The sequence below is a fragment of the Nonomuraea sp. NPDC003804 genome (genome assembly GCF_040610675.1).
Classification (GTDB): Bacteria; Actinomycetota; Actinomycetes; order Streptosporangiales; family Streptosporangiaceae; genus Nonomuraea.
Genome location: NZ_JBEXMT010000022.1, coordinates 25,467 through 43,126, shown reverse-complemented (window position 1 = coordinate 43,126; position 17,660 = coordinate 25,467). Strand labels below are relative to the sequence as shown.

20 protein-coding genes and 1 riboswitch are annotated in these 17,660 nt (G+C 70.4%); of the genes, 9 read left to right on the top strand and 11 right to left on the bottom strand.

Annotated features, from left to right (window positions below; translation table 11 throughout):
• Positions 1–195: 195 nt before the first annotated feature.
• Positions 196–498, bottom strand: coding sequence for a hypothetical protein (locus ABZX22_RS28005; RefSeq protein ID WP_354914272.1), 303 nt, complete (start codon positions 496–498; stop codon positions 196–198).
• 105 nt (positions 499–603) lie between these two features.
• Between ABZX22_RS28005 and ABZX22_RS28000 the strand changes: the two genes are divergently transcribed.
• Positions 604–2,607: an AAA family ATPase gene (locus tag ABZX22_RS28000; RefSeq protein ID WP_354914270.1), complete on the top strand. Its 2,004-nt coding sequence runs from the start codon at positions 604–606 to the stop codon at positions 2,605–2,607.
• An 85-nt stretch (positions 2,608–2,692) separates the two neighbouring features.
• Here the strand turns inward: ABZX22_RS28000 and ABZX22_RS27995 are convergent, their stop codons facing one another.
• From ABZX22_RS27995 to ABZX22_RS27965, 7 genes are all read right to left on the bottom strand, one after another.
• Positions 2,693–3,094, bottom strand: coding sequence for a PIN domain-containing protein (locus tag ABZX22_RS27995; protein WP_354914268.1), 402 nt, complete (start codon positions 3,092–3,094; stop codon positions 2,693–2,695).
• Positions 3,091–3,327: a type II toxin-antitoxin system CcdA family antitoxin gene (locus tag ABZX22_RS27990; RefSeq protein WP_354914266.1), complete on the bottom strand. Its 237-nt coding sequence runs from the start codon at positions 3,325–3,327 to the stop codon at positions 3,091–3,093. Before ABZX22_RS27990 ends, ABZX22_RS27995 begins: the two co-directional genes overlap by 4 nt.
• 88 nt (positions 3,328–3,415) lie before the next feature.
• Positions 3,416–5,044, bottom strand: coding sequence for a chaperonin GroEL (groL, locus tag ABZX22_RS27985; RefSeq protein ID WP_354914264.1), 1,629 nt, complete (start codon positions 5,042–5,044; stop codon positions 3,416–3,418).
• 415 nt (positions 5,045–5,459) lie between these two features.
• Complete coding sequence (locus tag ABZX22_RS27980; protein ID WP_055507665.1) at positions 5,460–5,660, bottom strand: cold-shock protein; 201 nt, start codon at positions 5,658–5,660, stop codon at positions 5,460–5,462.
• A gap of 412 nt (positions 5,661–6,072) precedes the next feature.
• The gene (locus tag ABZX22_RS27975; RefSeq protein ID WP_354914261.1) at positions 6,073–6,348 is read right to left on the bottom strand and encodes a MoaD/ThiS family protein; all 276 of its coding nucleotides are present in this window, start codon (positions 6,346–6,348) and stop codon (positions 6,073–6,075) included.
• Positions 6,349–6,396: 48 nt separating this feature from the next.
• Positions 6,397–7,629 carry a threonine synthase gene (thrC, locus tag ABZX22_RS27970; protein WP_354914259.1) on the bottom strand — a complete coding sequence of 411 codons (1,233 nt, stop codon included), beginning with the start codon at positions 7,627–7,629 and terminating at the stop codon, positions 6,397–6,399.
• Between the two features lie 13 nt (positions 7,630–7,642).
• Positions 7,643–7,782, bottom strand: a riboswitch (SAM riboswitch).
• A 59-nt stretch (positions 7,783–7,841) separates the two neighbouring features.
• Positions 7,842–8,402: an RNA polymerase sigma factor gene (locus ABZX22_RS27965; protein WP_354914257.1), complete on the bottom strand. Its 561-nt coding sequence runs from the start codon at positions 8,400–8,402 to the stop codon at positions 7,842–7,844.
• 23 nt (positions 8,403–8,425) lie between these two features.
• Here ABZX22_RS27965 and ABZX22_RS27960 point away from each other — a divergent pair, with 23 nt between their 5' ends.
• The gene (locus ABZX22_RS27960; RefSeq protein ID WP_354914255.1) at positions 8,426–9,853 is read left to right on the top strand and encodes a trehalose-6-phosphate synthase; all 1,428 of its coding nucleotides are present in this window, start codon (positions 8,426–8,428) and stop codon (positions 9,851–9,853) included.
• Between the two features lie 4 nt (positions 9,854–9,857).
• Positions 9,858–10,985: a hypothetical protein gene (locus ABZX22_RS27955; protein WP_354914253.1), complete on the top strand. Its 1,128-nt coding sequence runs from the start codon at positions 9,858–9,860 to the stop codon at positions 10,983–10,985.
• Here ABZX22_RS27955 and ABZX22_RS27950 read toward each other — a convergent pair.
• Genes ABZX22_RS27950 through ABZX22_RS27940 form a run of 3 tightly spaced genes read right to left on the bottom strand, consistent with a single transcriptional unit; the run spans position 10,963 to position 12,683 of the window.
• Positions 10,963–11,550, bottom strand: a complete 588-nt coding sequence (locus ABZX22_RS27950; protein WP_354914251.1) for a hypothetical protein — start codon at positions 11,548–11,550, stop codon at positions 10,963–10,965. The genes ABZX22_RS27955 and ABZX22_RS27950 overlap by 23 nt on opposite strands.
• A gap of 10 nt (positions 11,551–11,560) precedes the next feature.
• Positions 11,561–12,358: a trehalose-phosphatase gene (gene otsB / locus ABZX22_RS27945; protein ID WP_354914249.1), complete on the bottom strand. Its 798-nt coding sequence runs from the start codon at positions 12,356–12,358 to the stop codon at positions 11,561–11,563.
• 25 nt (positions 12,359–12,383) lie between these two features.
• On the bottom strand, positions 12,384–12,683 hold the full coding sequence (locus tag ABZX22_RS27940) for a DUF3263 domain-containing protein (RefSeq protein ID WP_354914247.1): 300 nt from the start codon (positions 12,681–12,683) through the stop codon (positions 12,384–12,386).
• Positions 12,684–12,776: 93 nt separating this feature from the next.
• On the opposite strand from ABZX22_RS27940, the gene ABZX22_RS27935 reads away from it, so the two are divergent.
• From ABZX22_RS27935 to ABZX22_RS27910, 6 genes are all read left to right on the top strand, one after another.
• Positions 12,777–13,583, top strand: a complete 807-nt coding sequence (locus tag ABZX22_RS27935; RefSeq protein WP_354914245.1) for an SAM-dependent chlorinase/fluorinase — start codon at positions 12,777–12,779, stop codon at positions 13,581–13,583.
• 110 nt (positions 13,584–13,693) lie between these two features.
• On the top strand, positions 13,694–14,308 hold the full coding sequence (locus ABZX22_RS27930) for a hypothetical protein (RefSeq protein WP_354914243.1): 615 nt from the start codon (positions 13,694–13,696) through the stop codon (positions 14,306–14,308).
• Positions 14,305–15,441, top strand: a complete 1,137-nt coding sequence (locus ABZX22_RS27925; protein WP_354914241.1) for a S8 family serine peptidase — start codon at positions 14,305–14,307, stop codon at positions 15,439–15,441. Before ABZX22_RS27930 ends, ABZX22_RS27925 begins: the two co-directional genes overlap by 4 nt.
• A 33-nt stretch (positions 15,442–15,474) precedes the next feature.
• Entirely contained in the window at positions 15,475–15,852 is a 378-nt protein-coding gene (locus tag ABZX22_RS27920; protein ID WP_354914239.1) for an OB-fold domain-containing protein, read from the top strand.
• A complete protein-coding gene (locus ABZX22_RS27915) occupies positions 15,849–17,024 on the top strand; it encodes a lipid-transfer protein (protein ID WP_354914237.1) in 1,176 nt (391 codons plus the stop codon). The genes ABZX22_RS27920 and ABZX22_RS27915 overlap by 4 nt, the downstream gene beginning before the upstream one ends.
• A gap of 94 nt (positions 17,025–17,118) precedes the next feature.
• A complete protein-coding gene (locus ABZX22_RS27910; protein ID WP_354914235.1) occupies positions 17,119–17,589 on the top strand; it encodes a hypothetical protein in 471 nt (156 codons plus the stop codon).
• Positions 17,590–17,660: the final 71 nt, after the last annotated feature.

Sequence of the window (17,660 nt, the reverse complement as noted above, 5' to 3'; positions counted from 1 at the left end):
GATCTCCACCAGTGAAAAGGCTCGCGCGATGACTGTCGCGCGAGCCGTCCACACCTGGAGCTAGGTCCACGAAACCCCGCGGGCCTTCAACATCGGGCCACCCCCTCACCGGCGACTGCTATCGCGATGCGACATACCCCCATGATCCGTCGAATCCACCGCAGATGCCCGGATTTTTCGGTTTTTGGGGAGGGATTACCGGGCCAGCATCCCGCCGACGAAGAGCACACCCTCGGCGACCACCCAGGCGAGCAGCGCGCCGCCGATCAGTACGGCGAAACGCGCGGGGAACAGCCACGCGCCGACGGTCATGACCGCCGCGACCACCGCGAACAGCCCCGACAGCATCGAGGCGCTGTCGAGACGGTCGGCACACGCCGCGGAGGTCTCACCGTCGGTGCAGAACGCCTCCAGCCCCCACCCGGCATACACCGACAATCCCCACAACGCCGCCAGCAGGAGGCTGGCGACCGTCGGAATGACTGGGGAGATCCTCACGCTGCCTCCTGATTAATCGATTGGAAGCTCCCGAGCCCGGGGGTAAGCTCAACGGTTCGCTGCCTTGTCTACCACCTCCGTTATCGAATGGGGAGGCGCTTTCGCATGCCCGGAAACCAGTTGGCTCCCGACATACCCACCGACGTGCTCGCCGCCGAACGCGCCCATCTGGCCGAGTCCCGCGCGGCGCTGCGGGCGATGCGCGAGCACGCCCAGTCGCTGTCCGCCGACGCGGCGGGCGACTGGGTCTCGCAGCAGATCCTGCAGTCCCTGCTCGACCAGCGCGTCGCGGCGCTCGCCGACCATCCGGACACCCCCCTGTTCTTCGGCAGGCTCGACCGGGAGGACCACGACGACCTTCCCGGCGTCATCTACGTCGGCCGCCGCCACGTCCACGACGGCACCAGCCGCCCCCTGGTGATCGACTGGCGCGCCCCCGTCTCGGGCGCCTTCTACCAGGCCAGCCCCGCCGACCCGATGGGCGTCGTACGGCGCCGCCGCTTCGGCTACCACGGCGGCGACCTGACCGCCTTCGAGGACGAGCATCTCGAAGACGGCGCCGAGCTCGGCACCTCGAAGATCCTCACCGAGGAGATCGAGCGCCCGCGCACCGGCCCCATGCGCGACATCGTGGCCACCATCCAGCCCGACCAGGACGAGATCGTCCGCGCCGCGCTGACCCAGACCGTCTGCGTCCAGGGCGCCCCCGGCACCGGCAAGACCGCCGTCGGCCTGCACCGCGCCGCCTACCTGCTGTTCACCCACCGCGAGAAGCTCGGCAGGGCCGGCGTCATGATCGTCGGCCCGAACAAGGCCTTCCTGTCCTACATCTCCTCGGTGCTTCCCGCCCTCGGCGAGGTCAAGGTCGACCAGACCACGGTCGCCGAGCTCCTCGGCGACCACGACACCCCCGAAGACCCGCTCGTGGCCGCCGTCAAGGGCGACGCCCGCATGGCCAAGGTGCTCGAGCGCGCGCTCTGGCTGCACATCGTCAAGCCCACCGAGGGCCTCGTCTACACCAGGGGCGCCTACCGCTTCCGCGTCGCCGACCACGAGGTGCGCGAGATGGTGGCCTCGCTGCGCGGCACCACCAGGTACGGCCCCGGCCGCGCCGCCCTCGCCCAGCGGCTGGCCCACCAGGTGCTGGTGCGCATGGAGCAGCGCGGCGACTCTCCCGACGACAGGGTCCAGGACGCGGTGGCCCGGTCCAAGCCGGTCAAGCAGCTGGTCGAGGCGGTATGGCCCAAGGTGACGCCCGCCCAGGTGCTCTTCCGCCTGCTGTCGGACGCCGACTTCCTGGCCGCCGCCGCGCGCTCCGACCTGACGGCCGAGGAGCAGCGGACACTGCTGTGGGGCAAGCCGTACCGGTCGTGGAAGTCGGCCAGGTGGTCGGCCGCCGACGCCGCGCTGCTCGACGAGCTCGCCGACCTCGTCGAACGCACGCCCTCCCTCGGCCATCTGGTCGTCGACGAGGCGCAGGACCTGTCGGAGATGCAGCTGCGGGCGCTTGGACGGCGCTGCCGTACGGGATCGGCCACGGTCCTCGGCGACCTCGCCCAGGGCACCACGCCGTGGTCGACCCGCTCGTGGAGCAGCGTGCTGCGACACCTCGGCCAGGACTCCGGCGAGGTCACCGAGCTCACCCTCGGCTTCCGCGTGCCCCGCGAGGTGCTCGACTACGCCGCCCGGTTGCTGCCCTCCATCGCCCCCGACCTGGCCGCCCCCCGCTCCCTCCGCCCCGGCCAGGGCTCGCTGACGGTACGGCAGAGCGGCGAGGTGGTCGAAGCCGTCCGTGACGCGCTCGCCAAGGAGGGTTCGATCGGCGTCATCGTCCCGGACGCCATGGCCGAGGCGGTGTCGCGCTCCCTCGACGGCGTCCCGCACGCCCTGCTCGGGCCCGACTCGACCGAGGAGCACCGGCTCCTGGTCATCCCCGCCACGCTGGCCAAGGGCCTGGAGTACGACCACGTCATCGTCGTCGAGCCGGCGGACATCGTCGAGGCCGAGCCACGCGGTCTGGCCCGGCTGTACGTGGTGCTCACCCGCGCGGTCACCTCGCTGACGGTGCTGCACGCCAAGCCGCTCCCGGCGCAGCTCGCGACCGCCTGACGCGCCACCCGACCAGCCCCGGCCGCCCCCTCACGCCCTCTCCGCCACGTCCCGGAGAGGGCGCCCTGAGGACCCGCGGAACGCCTCAGCAGGCGATGAGCCGCACCCGGTCGCCACAAAGGCGTGCCATGTCATCAAGATCTGAGGTCAGCATCGCCACCGGCCCTCGCTGGCGGAGAGCCATCTCCGCGACAGTCGCGTCGATGGCGTACTTGTGCCCGTGGAGACCCGCCGCCTTGAGGATGCTCGCCGATCTCCTGGCCGTCCGCTCGGTGACCGGCTCTATCCGGACTCTGGACAGCACCCACTGCAGTTGTGGAAGGTTCACCTTGGAATGAGCGACCTCCACGATGGTGTTCGCGCTGATCACGAGATCACTGCCCATCGCGTGGAAGGCCTGCAGAACGGCAAGATGCTTCCGATCATGAGCGATCCAGGCGGACAACCCTTCGGCGTCGAGAACGACGGTTTCGATATGCCCGATCATGTCGACGCCCTGGAGGGGTCGCCGAAGATCTTCGCATAGGCTGCCGCCAGCTCATCCTCGCTGAAGTCGCCGTGCTCCTCCTGGTATCGCCGCAAGTCATCGCCGAGAAGTTGGTGTCTGATCTGGCGGGCCACCGCTTCGGCCACATAGCCGGAGACGTTGTCGGTGAGCTTCTTCAGTTCGGCTACCTGCTCAGAAGGCAAGGTGACGGTGATACGAGTCGTGTCGGCCACACAATCAGCATACTGAAGTATGCGGCTACGCATGCGAAAAGGGGCGCCACCCGCGAACGGGTGCCGCCCCTTTCAGCTTGGGCAGGACTTAGAAGTCCATGTCCCCGCCGCCGGGCATGCCCGCCGGAGCAGCCGGGGTCTTCTCCGGCTTCTCGGCGATGACCGCCTCGGTGGTCAGGAACAGCGCCGCGATGGAAGCGGCGTTCTGCAGCGCCGACCGCGTCACCTTGGCCGGGTCGAGGATGCCCGCCTCGAACATGTTGACGTACTCGCCGGACGCGGCGTTGAGGCCCTCACCGGGGGTGAGGTTGCGCACGCGCTCGACCACGACGCCGCCCTCGAGGCCGGCGTTGACCGCGATCTGCTTCAGCGGCTCCTCCAGCGCCTTGCGGACGATCGCCGCACCGGTGGCCTCGTCACCCTGGAGCTCGAGCTTGTCGAACGCCTTGGTGCCGGCCTGCAGCAGGGCCACGCCACCGCCGGGGACGATGCCCTCCTCGACGGCCGCCTTCGCGTTGCGGACGGCGTCCTCGATGCGGTGCTTGCGCTCCTTGAGCTCGACCTCGGTCGCGGCACCGGCCTTGATGACGGCGACACCACCGGCGAGCTTGGCCAGGCGCTCCTGGAGCTTCTCGCGGTCGTAGTCGGAGTCGGTGCGCTCGATCTCGGCGCGGATCTCGTTGACCCGGCCGGCGATCTGCTCGGGGTCACCGGCGCCGTCGACGATGGTGGTCTCGTCCTTGGTGACGACGACCTTGCGGGCGCGGCCGAGCAGGTCGAGGGTGGCGGACTCGAGCTTGAGGCCGACCTCCTCGGAGACGACCTGGCCACCGGTCAGGGTGGCGATGTCGCCCAGCATGGCCTTGCGGCGGTCACCGAAGCCGGGAGCCTTGACGGCGACCGACTTGAACAGGCCGCGGATCTTGTTGACGACCAGGGTGGCCAGGGCCTCGCCCTCGATGTCCTCAGCGATGATCAGCAGCGGCTTGCCGGCCTGCACGACCTTGTCGAGCAGCGGCAGCAGGTCCTTGTTGGCCGAGACCTTGGAGTTGACGATGAGGATGTAGGGGTCCTCGAGGACCGCCTCCATGCGCTCGGGGTCGGTCACGAAGTAACCGGAGACGTAGCCCTTGTCGAAGCGCATGCCCTCGGTGAGCTCGAGCTCGAGGCCGAAGGTGTTGCTCTCCTCGACGGTGATGACGCCTTCCTTGCCGACCTTGTCCATCGCCTCGGCGATGAGGTTGCCGATCTCGGCGTCGCCGGCGGAGATGGAGGCGGTGGAGGCGATCTGCTCCTTGGTCTCCACGTCCTTGGCCAGCTTGGAGAGCTCCTCGCTGACGCGCTCGACGGCGGCCTCGATGCCCTTCTTCAGGGACATCGGGTTGGCGCCGGCGGCGACGTTGCGCAGGCCCTCGCGTACCAGCGCCTGGGCGAGCACGGTGGCGGTGGTGGTGCCGTCACCCGCGACGTCGTCCGTCTTCTTGGCGACTTCCTTGACCAGCTCGGCGCCGATCTTCTCCCACGGGTCCTCGAGCTCGATCTCCTTGGCGATGGAGACACCATCGTTGGTGATCGTGGGAGCGCCCCACTTCTTCTCCAGCACGACGTTGCGGCCCTTGGGGCCGAGGGTCACCTTGACGGCGTCGGCGAGCTGGTTCATACCGCGCTCGAGACCGCGCCGGGCGTCCTCGTCAAACGCGATCATCTTGGCTGCCATAAGGCTAGACCTCCCAGATGCAGGGTGGCTTGCAGCGGACCGAGCCGACGCCCGCGACGGCATGGGCCCGACTCCATTCGGCGGACCCCATCGTCTCGATCCCAGTGTCTGGCACTCTCATAACCAGAGTGCCAACGAACTGTTTAGCACTCTACCCTGCCGAGTGCAAGCGAGGCGCGCTTTCGCCCAGGTCAACCCCGCACGCGGGTCATCGCGGAGAACGCTTCGCGATCATCGCCGCTTTCGTCACGCGGCCACGCGGAGCCGTCCGCCCCCTGCCCCATGGCTCCAGAGTACGACGGGCAGGCCCGATCGGCTGACGCGGACCGGACCTGCCCGGATCGACGAAAAGGACATGACAGATCCGCACGGACTGCGCCGCCGTGTGAGCTGCCGGTGCCTTGATGGTTCTGGTTCAGACAGTCCTGACGGATTCCGCCTGGGGACCCTTCTGACCCTGGGTTATCTCGAACTCGACCCGCTGGCCCTGCTCGAGTGCCCGATAGCCGTCCATCAAGATCGCTGAGTAATGGACGAATACATCCTTACCACCGTCTACCGCGATGAAGCCGTAGCCCTTGTCCGCGTTGAACCACTTGACGGTGCCCTGCGCCACTTCCGACTCCTCTTACTGGGCTCCGGACCCCGCCCATTCACTCGCGAGATCCGCGATCGCCACGACTTATGGGGAAATCAGCCGGACGATCGCCCTCGACCATACCTGTGGCATGCCGTAGAACAACAGAGTCAATCGCCAAACTCGTTCTCGGTGTTCGTGACGGGCATTCTTGTAGTGGCCTAAAGGTTAGTCAAATATTCCATCTTCCGATGAAGAAACCCTCTCACCTGGCATGGACAACCTGCGACTTTCGGCCAGGACACCGCCGCGGAAGGGTGTCCGCGCCGCCACGCCGGGCCACTCCCGAGGCAGGGCCCGCGATTGCCGCCACACCACCCAGAAAACGGTCAAAAGTTACGAAAACGCCCGCGAGGCAATCCTCGCGGGCGTCCGTGAAGCCGGAATACGGTCAGCCGCCGGCCACGGCCGGGATGATGGAGATCTGCACTCCCTCGGGAGTGGCGCTCTCGAGGCCGTCGACAAAACGGACGTCCTCTTCGCCGACATAAACGTTGACAAAACGGCGAATCTTGCCCGATTCATCCAAAATGCGCGCGCCGATACCCGGGTAGTCGGCGTCGAGCTTCTGCAGCACCTCGCGAAGGGTGGCGCCCTCGCCGCTCACCTCGGAGCTGCCGCCGGTGTATGTGCGCAGAATGGTGGGGATCCGCACCGAAACGCTCATGACTAGTACCTTTCCTTTCAGACAGCCCAGACAGCCCAGACAGACAGCTCAGACAGCCGCGCGGAACGCGTCGAGGGACGGCCTGATCACGGCCGTGGGCGTGGCGTCGTCCGCGATCGCGTCGAGCGTCTTGAGCCCGTCACCGGTGTTGAGCACCACGGTGGTCAGCGCGGGGTCGAGCTGACCCGTCTCGACGAGCTTCTTCAGCACGCCCACCGTCACGCCGCCCGCGGTCTCGGCGAAGACGCCCTCCGTGGAGGCCAGCAGCTTGATGGCCGACACCACCTCGGCGTCGGTGACGTCCTCGACCGCCCCGCCGGTACGGCGCGCGATGTCGAGCACGTACGGCCCGTCGGCCGGGTTGCCGATGGCCAGCGACTTGGCGATGGTGTCCGGCTTGACCGGCTGGACCACGTCGTGGCCCGCCTTGAAGGCTGTGGACACCGGCGAGCAGCCGAGCGCCTGGGCCCCGAAGATCTTGTAAGGGGTGTCCTCGACCAGGCCGAGCGCGATCAGCTCCTTGAAGCCCTTGTCGATCTTGGTGAGCTGCGACCCGGAGGCCACCGGGATGACGATCTGGTCGGGCAGCCGCCACCCGAGCTGCTCGGCGATCTCGTAGGCCAGGGTCTTGGAGCCCTCGGCGTAGTAGGGCCGCAGGTTGACGTTGACGAAGCCCCACTTGTCGCCGAGCGGGTCGCCGATGAGCTCGGAGCAGAAGCGGTTGACCTCGTCGTAGGTGCCCTGGATGCCGACCAGCTTGCCGCCGAAGACCCGGGCCATGGCGATCTTCGCCTGCTCCAGGTCCGCGGGGATGAAGACGCACGCCTCGAACCCGGCCCTGGCGGCGGCCGCGGTCACCGCGCCGGCCAGGTTGCCGGTGGAGGAGCACGACAGCGTGTGGAAGCCGAAGTTGCGCGCCGCCTCGACGGCGATGGCGACCACCCGGTCCTTAAAGGAGTGGGTGGGGTTGCCCGAGTCGTCCTTCACGTACAGGTCGCGCAGGCCCAGGACCTTGCCGAGGTTGGTGGCCTGGACGAGCTTCGTCCAGCCGGGGTTCATGTTCTGCTTGCCGGCCACGTCGACGGGGACCGGCAGCAGCGAGCGGTAGCGCCAGATGTTCGCGGGTCCTGCCTCGATGTCGGCGCGGGAGACCGACCCGAAGGAGTAGGCCACCTCGAGCGGGCCGAAACACTCCAGACACGCGAAGTTGGGGCCGAGGTCGTAGCGTGCGCCGCACTCGCGGCAGGACAGAGCGACAGCAGGACCGAAGTCAAGCGACATGAAGCGAGGCCTTCCCTCATCTTCGTCTGCGACCACCCTGGCCACAGACCGGAATTGGCACCTGTCCCGGCCGGCCTCGTCACTTCACGAGCTCAGTCCGGGAGGGTTGCCGGGGCTTCGCAGGGCCGGTCCCTCCACCCCTCTGGATGAGCAATATGGAGTTATGCGAATCACCATACCCGGCCATGCTCACGACATGACCGACCGTCTCACTAACTGAGACGATACGTATCACCCAGCGCGGCCTGGACGTACTTGCGCGCCTGGTGGATCCGCGACTTGGCGGTGCCGAGCGGGATGCCGAGCTGCTCGGCCACCTCGTTGTAGTCGAGCTGGACGATGTCGCGCAGCACCAGCGCCTGGGCCAGGTCGGGCTTGTCGGCCTCCAGCGCCTCCATGGCGTCGAGCAGGTCGAGCCGCGAACCCGCGATGACGCTCACCCGGCGCACGTCGGGCTTCTGGACGGGCAGTTCGTCCGAGGTCTGCTCGGCGGCCCTGCGCTTCAGCGACCGGTAGGTGGTGCGCGCACAGTTGGCCGTCACGATGTGCAGCCAGGTGCTGAACCTGGCCCTGCCCTCGAAACGCCCGATGTTACGGGCCACCGCGAGCAAGGTGTCCTGGCACGCCTCCTCGGCGTCCTGGTGGTAGGGCAGGATGCGGGCGCAGTGGCGCAGCACGTCGGGCTCGATCCGCTTCAGGAGCTCGCCAAGCGCGCGATGGTCGCCGCCCGCGGCGGAACGGGCCAGTTCCTCGGTTAGCTCATCTAGGGCCATAGCGAGATCCTATGTTCGGGGTCATGGTGGATGTTGTGAACAGCGTTCTTGTGGCTTCCAACCGTGGGCCTGTCTCCTTCACCCTCTCCGACGACGGCGAGCTGACCATGAAGCGTGGCGGCGGCGGCCTGGTGTCGGGGCTTTCCGGAGCCGTCAGGGACGAGGGCGTGCTCTGGGTGTGCGCCGCGCTGTCCGACGGCGACCGCAGCGCCGTACGGCTGGCTCCCGGCGGCCGACTCGACCATGCCGGCTATGACACCGGCAAGCTGCGCATGCTGGACATTCCGCCCGCCACCTTCCACCGCGCCTACAACGCGGTGGCCAACTCGACCCTCTGGTTCGTCAACCACCTGCTGTACGACACCCCCAACGCCCCCCACTTCGGCACGAGGTTCACCCGGGAGTGGGACTCCTACCGCGACTACAACGGCGCGTTCGCGATGGCGCTGGCCGAGGAGGCGAGTCACGGGGCCAAGGTGATGGTGCAGGACTACCACCTGACGCTCACCCCCGCGATGCTCCGCGCCGAGCGGCCCGACCTGCGCATCGCCCATTTCAGCCACACGCCGTGGGCGCCGCCGGAGTACTTCTCGCTGCTGCCCGACGACGTCGGGCGCGAGGTGCTCGAGGGCATCCTCGGCGCCGACCACGCCGGATTCCTGACCGAGCGATGGGCCGAGGCGTTCATGGACTGCTGCAGGAGCCTGCTGGGCGCCAAGGTCGCCGACCGGTCGGTCACCCACGACGGCCGCACCACCCGCATCGGCGTGCACGGTCTCGGCGTCGACGGCGAGTCGCTGTGGAGGCGGGCCTGCGAGCCCGACGTCGAGTCGCACATGGCCGCGCTGCGCGAGCAGGTCGGCGACCGGCGGCTGATCGTCCGCATCGACCGCACGGAGCTGTCGAAGAACATCGTCCGCGGCCTGCTGGCCTACAGGGAGTTCCTGGACGCCCACCCCGAGTGGCACGGACGGGTGGTGCACCTCGCCTTCGCCTACCCATCCCGCCACGACCTGCCTGAATACCGCGAATACACTGCCGCTGTGCAACGCTGCGCCAAGGAGATCGAGGACGAGTACGCCACCGAGGACTGGGACCCCCTGATCCTCAACGTCAACGACGACTACCCCCGCTCGCTGGCCGCCTACCGGCTCGCCGACGTGCTGCTGGTCAACCCCATCCGCGACGGCATGAACCTGGTCGCCAAGGAGGGCCCCATCCTGTCCCCGCGCTGCGCGCTGGTGCTCTCACGCGAGGCGGGCGCCGCCGCCGAGCTCGGCGCGCACGCGCTCGTGATCAACCCCTACGACGTCTGCGAGACCGCCGAGGCACTGCACGCGGGCCTGGAGATGCCGGAGGAGGAGCGGGTACGGCGCGGCGCGCGACTCAATGCCGCCGCCACCGCGCTGCCACCGCGACGATGGCTCGGCGAACAACTTGCCTGCCTCTGACCGCTTGACCAGAGACCGGATCACCTGGCTCGTCTACCTCCAGCTCGCCGTCTTCGCGACGTTCATGTACGGCCTCAGCGCCGCCCTGCCCCTGCTGCGCGCCGACCTCGGTGTCTCCGCCACGGTCGGCGCCCTGCACGGCACCGCCATGGCCGCCGCCACCATCGCGGCGGGGGCGGCGATCCCCCTCCTCACCCGCAGGTACGGCAGGCGCGCCACAGTCTGGATCGGCCTGGCGGGCATGAACGCGGGCGTCGTCACCGTCGTGGCGGTCCCCGCGTTACCCGGCACCCTCACGGGCTTCGCGCTGGCGGGCGGCTTCGGCTCGGTCATGCTCTACACCGCGATGGCCGTCCTCAGCGACCATCAGGGGCCGGCCGGCCCGGCGGCCATCAGCGAGGCCAACGCGATCGCCGTCGTCGTCGGCATGGCGGCCACCCTGCTGGTCAGCCTGGCGGCGCAGTCGGTCCTCGGCTGGCGGGCGGCCCTGCTGCTCACCCCGCTCCTGTCCGGGCTGCTGGCGCTCACCATGGGCGGGACCAGGCTGGGGGCGGCGCAGGAGCGCACGGCCAGGCTCACCGGCCGGCCCGACTGGCGCTTCCACGTGGCCTGCGCGGTGCTGTTCTGCTGCGTGGCCATCGAGTTCTCCTTCAACCTGTTCGGCGCCGAGCTGCTGGCCGGCCGTACGGGGCTGAGCGCGGCGACCGCGGCCACGGGGCTGACCGCCTTCATCGGCGGCCTCGCGGCCGGCAGGTTCGCGGGCGCGCGACTGGCGCTGCTGCTGCCGTCCACGACGCTGCTGGTGTGCGCGCTGGCCGTGACGGGAGCCGGCTGGCTGCTGTTCTGGCTCGGCACCAGGCCGCTCGTGGCCTACACCGGCCTGGTGATCAGCGGTCTGGGCGCCGCCATGCACTTCCCGCTGGCGATGGCCGGGGTGATCGCCGCCTCCGGCGACCGCCCCGGTCTGGCCGCGGCGGCCGCCCCCGTCTGGGCGGGGCTGGCCATGGGCGCCGGGCCCTTCGCGCTCGGCGCCCTCGCCGACGGGTACGGCACGCACACCGCGTTCGTCATGGTGCCCGTACTGGCCGCTCTGGCCGCGGCCGGCGTGCTCAGCGCCAGACGGCCCGCGTGAGAGCGGCGTTCAGCCCCGGCGTCGACCACTGGTCCACGACGAGGATCTTCGACGCGGGCAGGTACCAGATCCGCTGCGGGTAGGTCACGCTGGTCGGCTTGCCGCTCGGGGTGTGGCAGGTGATCTTCCACTGCCGGTAGTACGCCTTGTGCCCGGCACCGACCGGCCTGAGCTCCGACACCTGCGGCTTGACCGGCATGGGCGAGGAGTAGTAGCGCCTGTCGCGCACGCACTCCATCACGCCGCTGCTCGGGTGGTACGGCTCGTCGACCCGGAACGGGTTTCCCTCGGTGGCGTACCGGATGTACTGCGGACCCATCAGCCAGAACCCCTGGCACTCGGTGGCGCGCCTGGAGCAGGACCCGGTGATCACGTGGACGGCGCCGGAGTCGGCCTTCTCGACCTTCCACGAGGCGGGCAGCGTGATCGTGGCGCCCCGGTAGGTCACCGACTGCGTGGCGCCGGCAGAGGCTCCGGCGGGGGCTCCGGCAAGGGCGCCGGCGGGGGCTCCGGCGGGGGCTCCGGACAGGGCGAGGGAGGCCGTCACGGCCAGTGTCATCAGCATGATCGCGAAGCTAGTCCGCCCCGGTTGCAGCGGAATGGCGGATGGCTTTCACCAGGTCGGCCAGCAGCGCGACGACGCCGTCGGGCCCGTCGACGACCAGGTCGGCGCGCTCGGCGAGCTCGGTCACCTCGGCCGAGCCGCTGCACACCGTCACCCCCGGCAGACCGGAGGCCCGCACCGCGCCGAACGCCGCCAGGTCGCCCAGGTCGTCACCCGCGAACAGCACCGCACGCGCCACCCGCTCGGCCAGGAACAGGTCGAGCGCGTGGCCCTTGTCCATGCCGGGTGGCCGCAGCTCGAGCACCATCCGGCCGGGCTCGACCACGAGGGAGTGCGCCGCCGCCAGCTTCGCGAGCGGGTCGCGCAGCAGCTCCAGCGCCCTGGCCGGATCGGGGGCGCGCCTGGTGTGCACGGCCACCGCCCGCTGCTTGTCCTCGATCGTGACGCCCTCGACGCGGTCGACGATGCGGGGCAGCTCCGCCTTCGCCCGCATGACACCGGGCGGTGGCGGCGGGGCGCTCACCCTGCCGCCCTCCCACCGCTCGAACCCGTAGTGACCGAGCACGACCAGCCCTGGGACCTTCTCCAGCCCCTGGCCGTACTCGAGGACGGTGGCGGCGGGCCGGCCGGTCACGATGACCACCGCCCCCACCAGACCGCCCAGCTCGACCAGGACGGCCGGAGCGTCGGGATGGATCCTGGCGTCACGGGGGTCGGGCACGATCGGCGCGAGGGTGCCGTCGAAGTCGAGCCCGATCACCGCGCCGTCCGGATCACGCACAATGGCTTGGATTCCTGGATTGCTCATCACGCGGCTCGCCGTACCCAGGCAGTCAGGGGCGCATTCCAAGCCGGCGGGCCGCGCGCTCCCTCTGGCGGGCGGCGCGCAGCCGCCTCAGGCGCTTGACCAGCATCGGGTCGTGCTCGATGGCCTCCGGCCTGTCGATGAGATCGCCCAGCAATTGGTAGTAGCGGGTGGCGGAGAAGCCGAAGGCGTCGCGGATCGCGTGCTCCTTGGCACCCGCGTGGCGCCACCACTGGCGTTCGAAGGCCAGGATCTGCAGGTCGCGCTCGGACAGGGGGCGTGGCGGTTTCCGGGCAGCACCGTCGCCGGCGACCGGTGCAGTGTCCATGGGTCTCCTCCTCGGTCGGCGCGGCCCGTGGCCCATCGTAATGTGCGGAGTGCGGCTGTTCACGGCGGTTGGGGAGACGTACAGTCGCGAAGTGTGAGCCCAGTCATCACGCTTCTCACCGACTACGGACTCGAGGACGGATACGTGGCCGCCTGTCACGGGGTGATAGCGGGGATCGCTCCGCAGGCCCGCGTGATCGACGTGTGCCACCTCGTGCCTTCGGGGGACGTCCGCAGAGGTGCCGCGATCCTCGCCCAGACCATCCCGTACCTGCCCACGGGCATCCACGTCGGGACCGTCGATCCCGGCACGGGCGGCGCGCGCCGCGCCGTGGCCGTCGAGGCGGGCGCGCGCGTCTTCGTCGGCCCTGACAACGGACTGCTGTCCTGGGCGATCACCGCCAGCGGTGGTGCCACGGCCGCCTATGAGGTCGCCAACGCCGAGCTGTTCCTCAGCCCCGTCTCGCCGACCTTCCACGGGCGCGACGTGTACTCGCCGGTGTCGGCGCACCTGTGCGCGGGACGCAAGCTGCCGGAGGTCGGCCCCGAGCTCCCGCTGGACCGGCTGGTGTCGCTGCCGTCGCCCGTCACGTACGTGCGCGAGGGCGCGGTGGAGGGCGAGGTCGTCTCCGTGGACAGGTTCGGCAACACCCAGCTGTCGATCGCGGCCGACGACCTGGCGGCGGTCGGGGTGCTGGTGGGCGACACGCTGTCGGTGTGGCTGGGGCGGCGGCAGGTGTCGCTGCCCTACCGGGAGTCGTTCGCGGCGGTGCCGCCGGGAGAGCTGGTGGCGTTCACGGACTCGGCGGGGTTGATCGCGCTCGCCGTCAACTCGGGTGACGCGGCACAGCGGCTGGGACTTCCGCCGGGGGCCCATGTCCGGCTGTGCGCGCTCCACTGACTCCTGCGACAAAACCGGTCTCATGCGGTTGAAGAGTAAGAAGAGGTAGTTACACCGCGTATCGGGCTGTTTACCGAACCGTCGGATTGCACCATCGTGCGCGTGCCAGAATGCACGGCACCGAAGCGTCCCCCTCCTCCCGGTTCGAGGCCGACGTGATCCGACTGTCCATCGCCCTCATCCCCATCATCGCCATGACCTGGGCGCCGGCGGAGCCGCCGGTGGCCGAGCGATGGCGGGCATGGCCGGCCTCCGAGGTCTTCCCCGCGAGGCTGCCCGGCACCACCCCCTCAGGCGCCCGCACCGCCTACGTCCTGGCCGGCATCGCGCCCGAAGCCCCGTGCGCCCGCGCCTTCCATCCCGGCGCCCTGCTGCGCGGCTGCCTCACCGCCCTTCGCGCCACCTACGTCGACACCACCCAGACCTTCGTCGCCACCGCCGGCGTCGCCGTGCTCACCGGCGCTCCCCCGCCGCCCGCCGAGCGGGGAGATCCCCGGCCCGCGACCGTCACGCCGTACACGGTGCCCGGCGGGCCCGCCGAACTGTTCGGGACCCGCCAGTACATCACCGGCGCCCGGATCGGCTCAGGCCCGCGCTACGTGGTCATGACCGCCGCCGGATACACCGACGGCCGGCCGTACACGAAGGGCCAGGGCGCGCCGCCGCGGCTGCGCGGCATGGCGCGGGAACTGGCGACGGCGCTCCACCGGCGGCTCACCGGATGAGGCGGGCCTTCGCCGCCGCCCTGCTGGCGGCCCTGCTCACCATCAGCACGCCCACGGTCGCCGACGAGGTCGGCGCCACGGCGCGCGAACGGCAGTGGCAGCTCGCGCCGCTGCGCATGGCGGAGGCCTGGCGTGTCACCAGGGGTGGCGGCGTCACGGTGGCCGTGCTGGACACCGGCGTCGACGCCCGCCATCCCGACCTCACGGGCGCGGTGATCAAGGGCCCGGACCTCACCGGACAGGCCGCGAGCGGGGCCCGCTGGGGCCACCACGGGACCGCGATGGCCAGCCTCATCGCCGGCCGCGGCCACGGCGAGGGCCGGGACGCCGGGGTGCTCGGCATCGCGCCCGAGGCGACCGTGCTGTCGGTGCGGGTCACGCTGGAGAACGACGATCCGCGCCGCGAGTTCCAGCGCACCAGGGCCAGCGGCCAGGACGCGCTGGCCAGAGGCATCCGCTACGCGGCCGACCAGGGCGCGCAGGTGATCAGCATGTCGCTCGGCGGGGGCAGCGGCACGTGGGAGGGTTCGGCCGCCGAGGAGGAGGCGGTGCAGTACGCGCTGGCGCGCGGCGCGGTGCTCGTCGCGTCGGCCGGCAACGACGGCGACGGCCCCAACAGGAAGAACTTCCCCGCCGCCTACCCCGGGGTGATCGCGGTCGGCGCGGTCGACAGGAAGCTGCGGGTGACGCCCTTCTCCAACCGCCGGCCCTACCTGTCGGTGGTCGCACCCGGCAAGCAGATCGTCAGCGCCGACGGCCCCCGCTCCTACGTGATCGGCGACGGCACCAGCTCGGCCGCCGCGATGGTGGCGGGCATCGCGGCGCTGATCAGATCCGCCTACCCGCGGCTCACGCCGCTGCAGGTACGGCGGGCCATCGAGAGCGGCGCGGGCGGGCGGGGGCACAGCAGCGCCTACGGCCACGGCGTGGTCGACGCGGCACGGGCGCTGGCCGAGGCACGCCGCCTGAGTGATCGGGAGCCGCCGGCCGCACGCAGGGCGCTGCCCTACTTCGGCGGCGGCCCCGCGGCTCCCGTCCCCGACTCCAGGCCGCTGGTGATCACCGTGCTCGTGCTGGCGGCCGCCGCGCTGGCGGTCAGGACAGTGGCGCGCAGCAGGCGGCGGCACCGCTAGTACCGAGCAAGCGCTTGTGTGATACTGCTGCACATGACGTGGTTCGACGGCACCGCCCTGCTCGGCACCCGGTGCACGACCTGCCAGGCCGTCTTCTTCCCCCCACACCACGGCTTCTGCCGCGATCCGTGGTGCGAGGGCGAGGAACTCGTGGAGCACCGGCTGTCCCGGCGCGGCACCGTGTGGTCCTACACCAACGCCTGCTACCCGCCGCCGCCGCCGTTCGTGACGGCCGAGCCGTACGAGCCGGTGACGCTCGCGGCGGTGGAGCTCGACGAGGAGCGCATCGTCGTCCTCGGTCAGGTGAAGGACCTGACGGTCGACGACCTCAGCGTCGGCATGGCGCTGGAGCTGACCGCGGGCACGCTCGCCGACGGCGCCCCGGTGTGGATGTGGGGGTCGCCGCGATGAGCGTCGTCGTGATCGGCGCGGGCATGCACCCGTGGGGCAAGCAGGGCAGGCCCTTCCACGAGTACGGCGTGGCCGCCGCCAGAGCCGCCCTGGCCGACGCCGGTGTCGCGTGGCGCGACGTGCAGTACGTCGTGGGCGCGGACACCATCAGGAACGGCTACCCCGGCTTCGTCGCGGGCGCCACCTACGCCCGCGTGCTCGGCTGGTCGGGCGCCCGCATCGCCTCCTGCTACGCCGCCTGCGCCTCCGGCGCCCAGGCGCTCGACCTGGCCCGCACCGCCATCCTGGCGGGCCGCTGCGAGGTCGCCATGGTCATCGGCGCCGACGCCGCCCCCAAGGGCTTCTTCACCCCGGTCGGCGGCGACCGCCCCGACGACCCCGACTGGCTGCGCTTCCGGCTCCTCGGCGCCACCAACCCCGCCTACTTCGCCCTGTCCGCCCGCCGCCGCATGGCCCTGTACGGCTCGACGCCGGCCGACTTCGCCGCGGTGAAGGTCAAGAACGCCCTCGCCGGCTCGCTGAACCCGTACGCCCGCTACCGCAAGCAGGTCACGGCCGAGGAGGTCCTCGCCTCCCCCATGGTCGCCGACCCGCTGCGGCTGATGGACATCTGCGCCACCTCCGACGGCGGCGCGGCGCTCGTGCTCGCCTCGGCCGCTTACGCGCGCAGGATCGGCGCCGCGCGTCCGGTGACGCTGGCCGCGGTCTCGACGGTCACGCCCACCTACCCCAAGACCGTCCTGGACCTGCCCGACTTCGCCACCGACCCGCCCGTCCGCGAGAGCGTCCCGTTCCGCGCCGCTCTCGCAGGGGCCGCCTACGAGGAGGCCGGACTCGGCCCGCGCGACCTGTCCTTCGCCGAGGTCTACGACCTGTCCACCGCGCTCGAACTCGACTGGATGGAGGACCTCGGCCTGTGCGCCCCCGGCGAGGCCGACAAGCTGCTGCGCGCGGGCGACACCGCGCTCGGCGGCCGCGTCCCGGTGAACCCCTCGGGGGGGCTGGCCTCCTTCGGCGAGGCGATCCCCGCGCAGGCCATCGCCCAGGTCTGCGAGCTGACCTGGCAGCTGCGCCGTACGGCGGGCCCGCGGCAGGTCGAGGACGCCCAGGTGGGCATGGCGGTGAACCAAGGACTGTTTGGTCATGGTTCAGCGGTTATCGCTATGAGGTGACCCGGATTGAACCCTTCGCCCCTGGCATGTTCTACTTGAACACGGAAAGTAACAACGTGACTACGGAGCGTCACGGATCCGGCGCTCTGGCACCTTGCTTCAGGGGGAAATACCAATGATCCGTTCCATTATCGTCGCTGCCGCTCTGGCTGGACTCGCGGTGACCGGGCCTGTGTGCTCCGCTTCGGCGGAGGTCTTCTACGGACCCGATCCCGCCAGCGACAGCGTCAGCAGCGAGAGCACCGAAACCACCAGCACCTCCAGCAACACCTCGACCGACAGCAACAGCGACAGCAGCACCGACGCCGACACCGCCGGCGTCACGGATGCCGACACCGACAGGGACGCCGCCACCGACGCCGACACCAACACCGACGCCGCCACCGACGCCGAAACCGATTCCGCCTCGGGCGCCGGTTCATCCTCGGGCACCGGTTCATCCTCGGGCACCGGTTCATCCTCGGGCGCCGATGCCGACAGCGACGCCGACGCCGCCACGGCCACCGACGCCGATGCCGACAGCGACGCCGAGACCGACGTGACAGAAGCCGAGACCGACGCCTGAACCGACACGGACACCGCGGCACCCGCCGCCATGAAGTAGGCGGGAGCAGCAGAGGCCCCCCACCCGAAGAC

Excerpts from the sequence above, each read along its gene's own strand:
- ABZX22_RS28000 (WP_354914270.1), top strand. The coding sequence starts at position 604 with ATGCCCGGAAACCAGTTGGCTCCCGACATACCCACCGACGTGCTCGCC.
- ABZX22_RS27995 (WP_354914268.1), bottom strand. The coding sequence starts at position 3,094 with ATGATCGGGCATATCGAAACCGTCGTTCTCGACGCCGAAGGGTTGTCC.
- groL (WP_354914264.1), bottom strand. The coding sequence starts at position 5,044 with ATGGCAGCCAAGATGATCGCGTTTGACGAGGACGCCCGGCGCGGTCTC.
- ABZX22_RS27975 (WP_354914261.1), bottom strand. The coding sequence starts at position 6,348 with ATGAGCGTTTCGGTGCGGATCCCCACCATTCTGCGCACATACACCGGC.
- thrC (WP_354914259.1), bottom strand. The coding sequence starts at position 7,629 with ATGTCGCTTGACTTCGGTCCTGCTGTCGCTCTGTCCTGCCGCGAGTGC.
- ABZX22_RS27965 (WP_354914257.1), bottom strand. The coding sequence starts at position 8,402 with ATGGCCCTAGATGAGCTAACCGAGGAACTGGCCCGTTCCGCCGCGGGC.
- ABZX22_RS27960 (WP_354914255.1), top strand. The coding sequence starts at position 8,426 with ATGGTGGATGTTGTGAACAGCGTTCTTGTGGCTTCCAACCGTGGGCCT.
- ABZX22_RS27950 (WP_354914251.1), bottom strand. The coding sequence starts at position 11,550 with ATGCTGATGACACTGGCCGTGACGGCCTCCCTCGCCCTGTCCGGAGCC.
- otsB (WP_354914249.1), bottom strand. The coding sequence starts at position 12,358 with ATGAGCAATCCAGGAATCCAAGCCATTGTGCGTGATCCGGACGGCGCG.
- ABZX22_RS27940 (WP_354914247.1), bottom strand. The coding sequence starts at position 12,683 with ATGGACACTGCACCGGTCGCCGGCGACGGTGCTGCCCGGAAACCGCCA.
- ABZX22_RS27930 (WP_354914243.1), top strand. The coding sequence starts at position 13,694 with ATGCACGGCACCGAAGCGTCCCCCTCCTCCCGGTTCGAGGCCGACGTG.
- ABZX22_RS27925 (WP_354914241.1), top strand. The coding sequence starts at position 14,305 with ATGAGGCGGGCCTTCGCCGCCGCCCTGCTGGCGGCCCTGCTCACCATC.
- ABZX22_RS27920 (WP_354914239.1), top strand. The coding sequence starts at position 15,475 with ATGACGTGGTTCGACGGCACCGCCCTGCTCGGCACCCGGTGCACGACC.
- ABZX22_RS27915 (WP_354914237.1), top strand. The coding sequence starts at position 15,849 with ATGAGCGTCGTCGTGATCGGCGCGGGCATGCACCCGTGGGGCAAGCAG.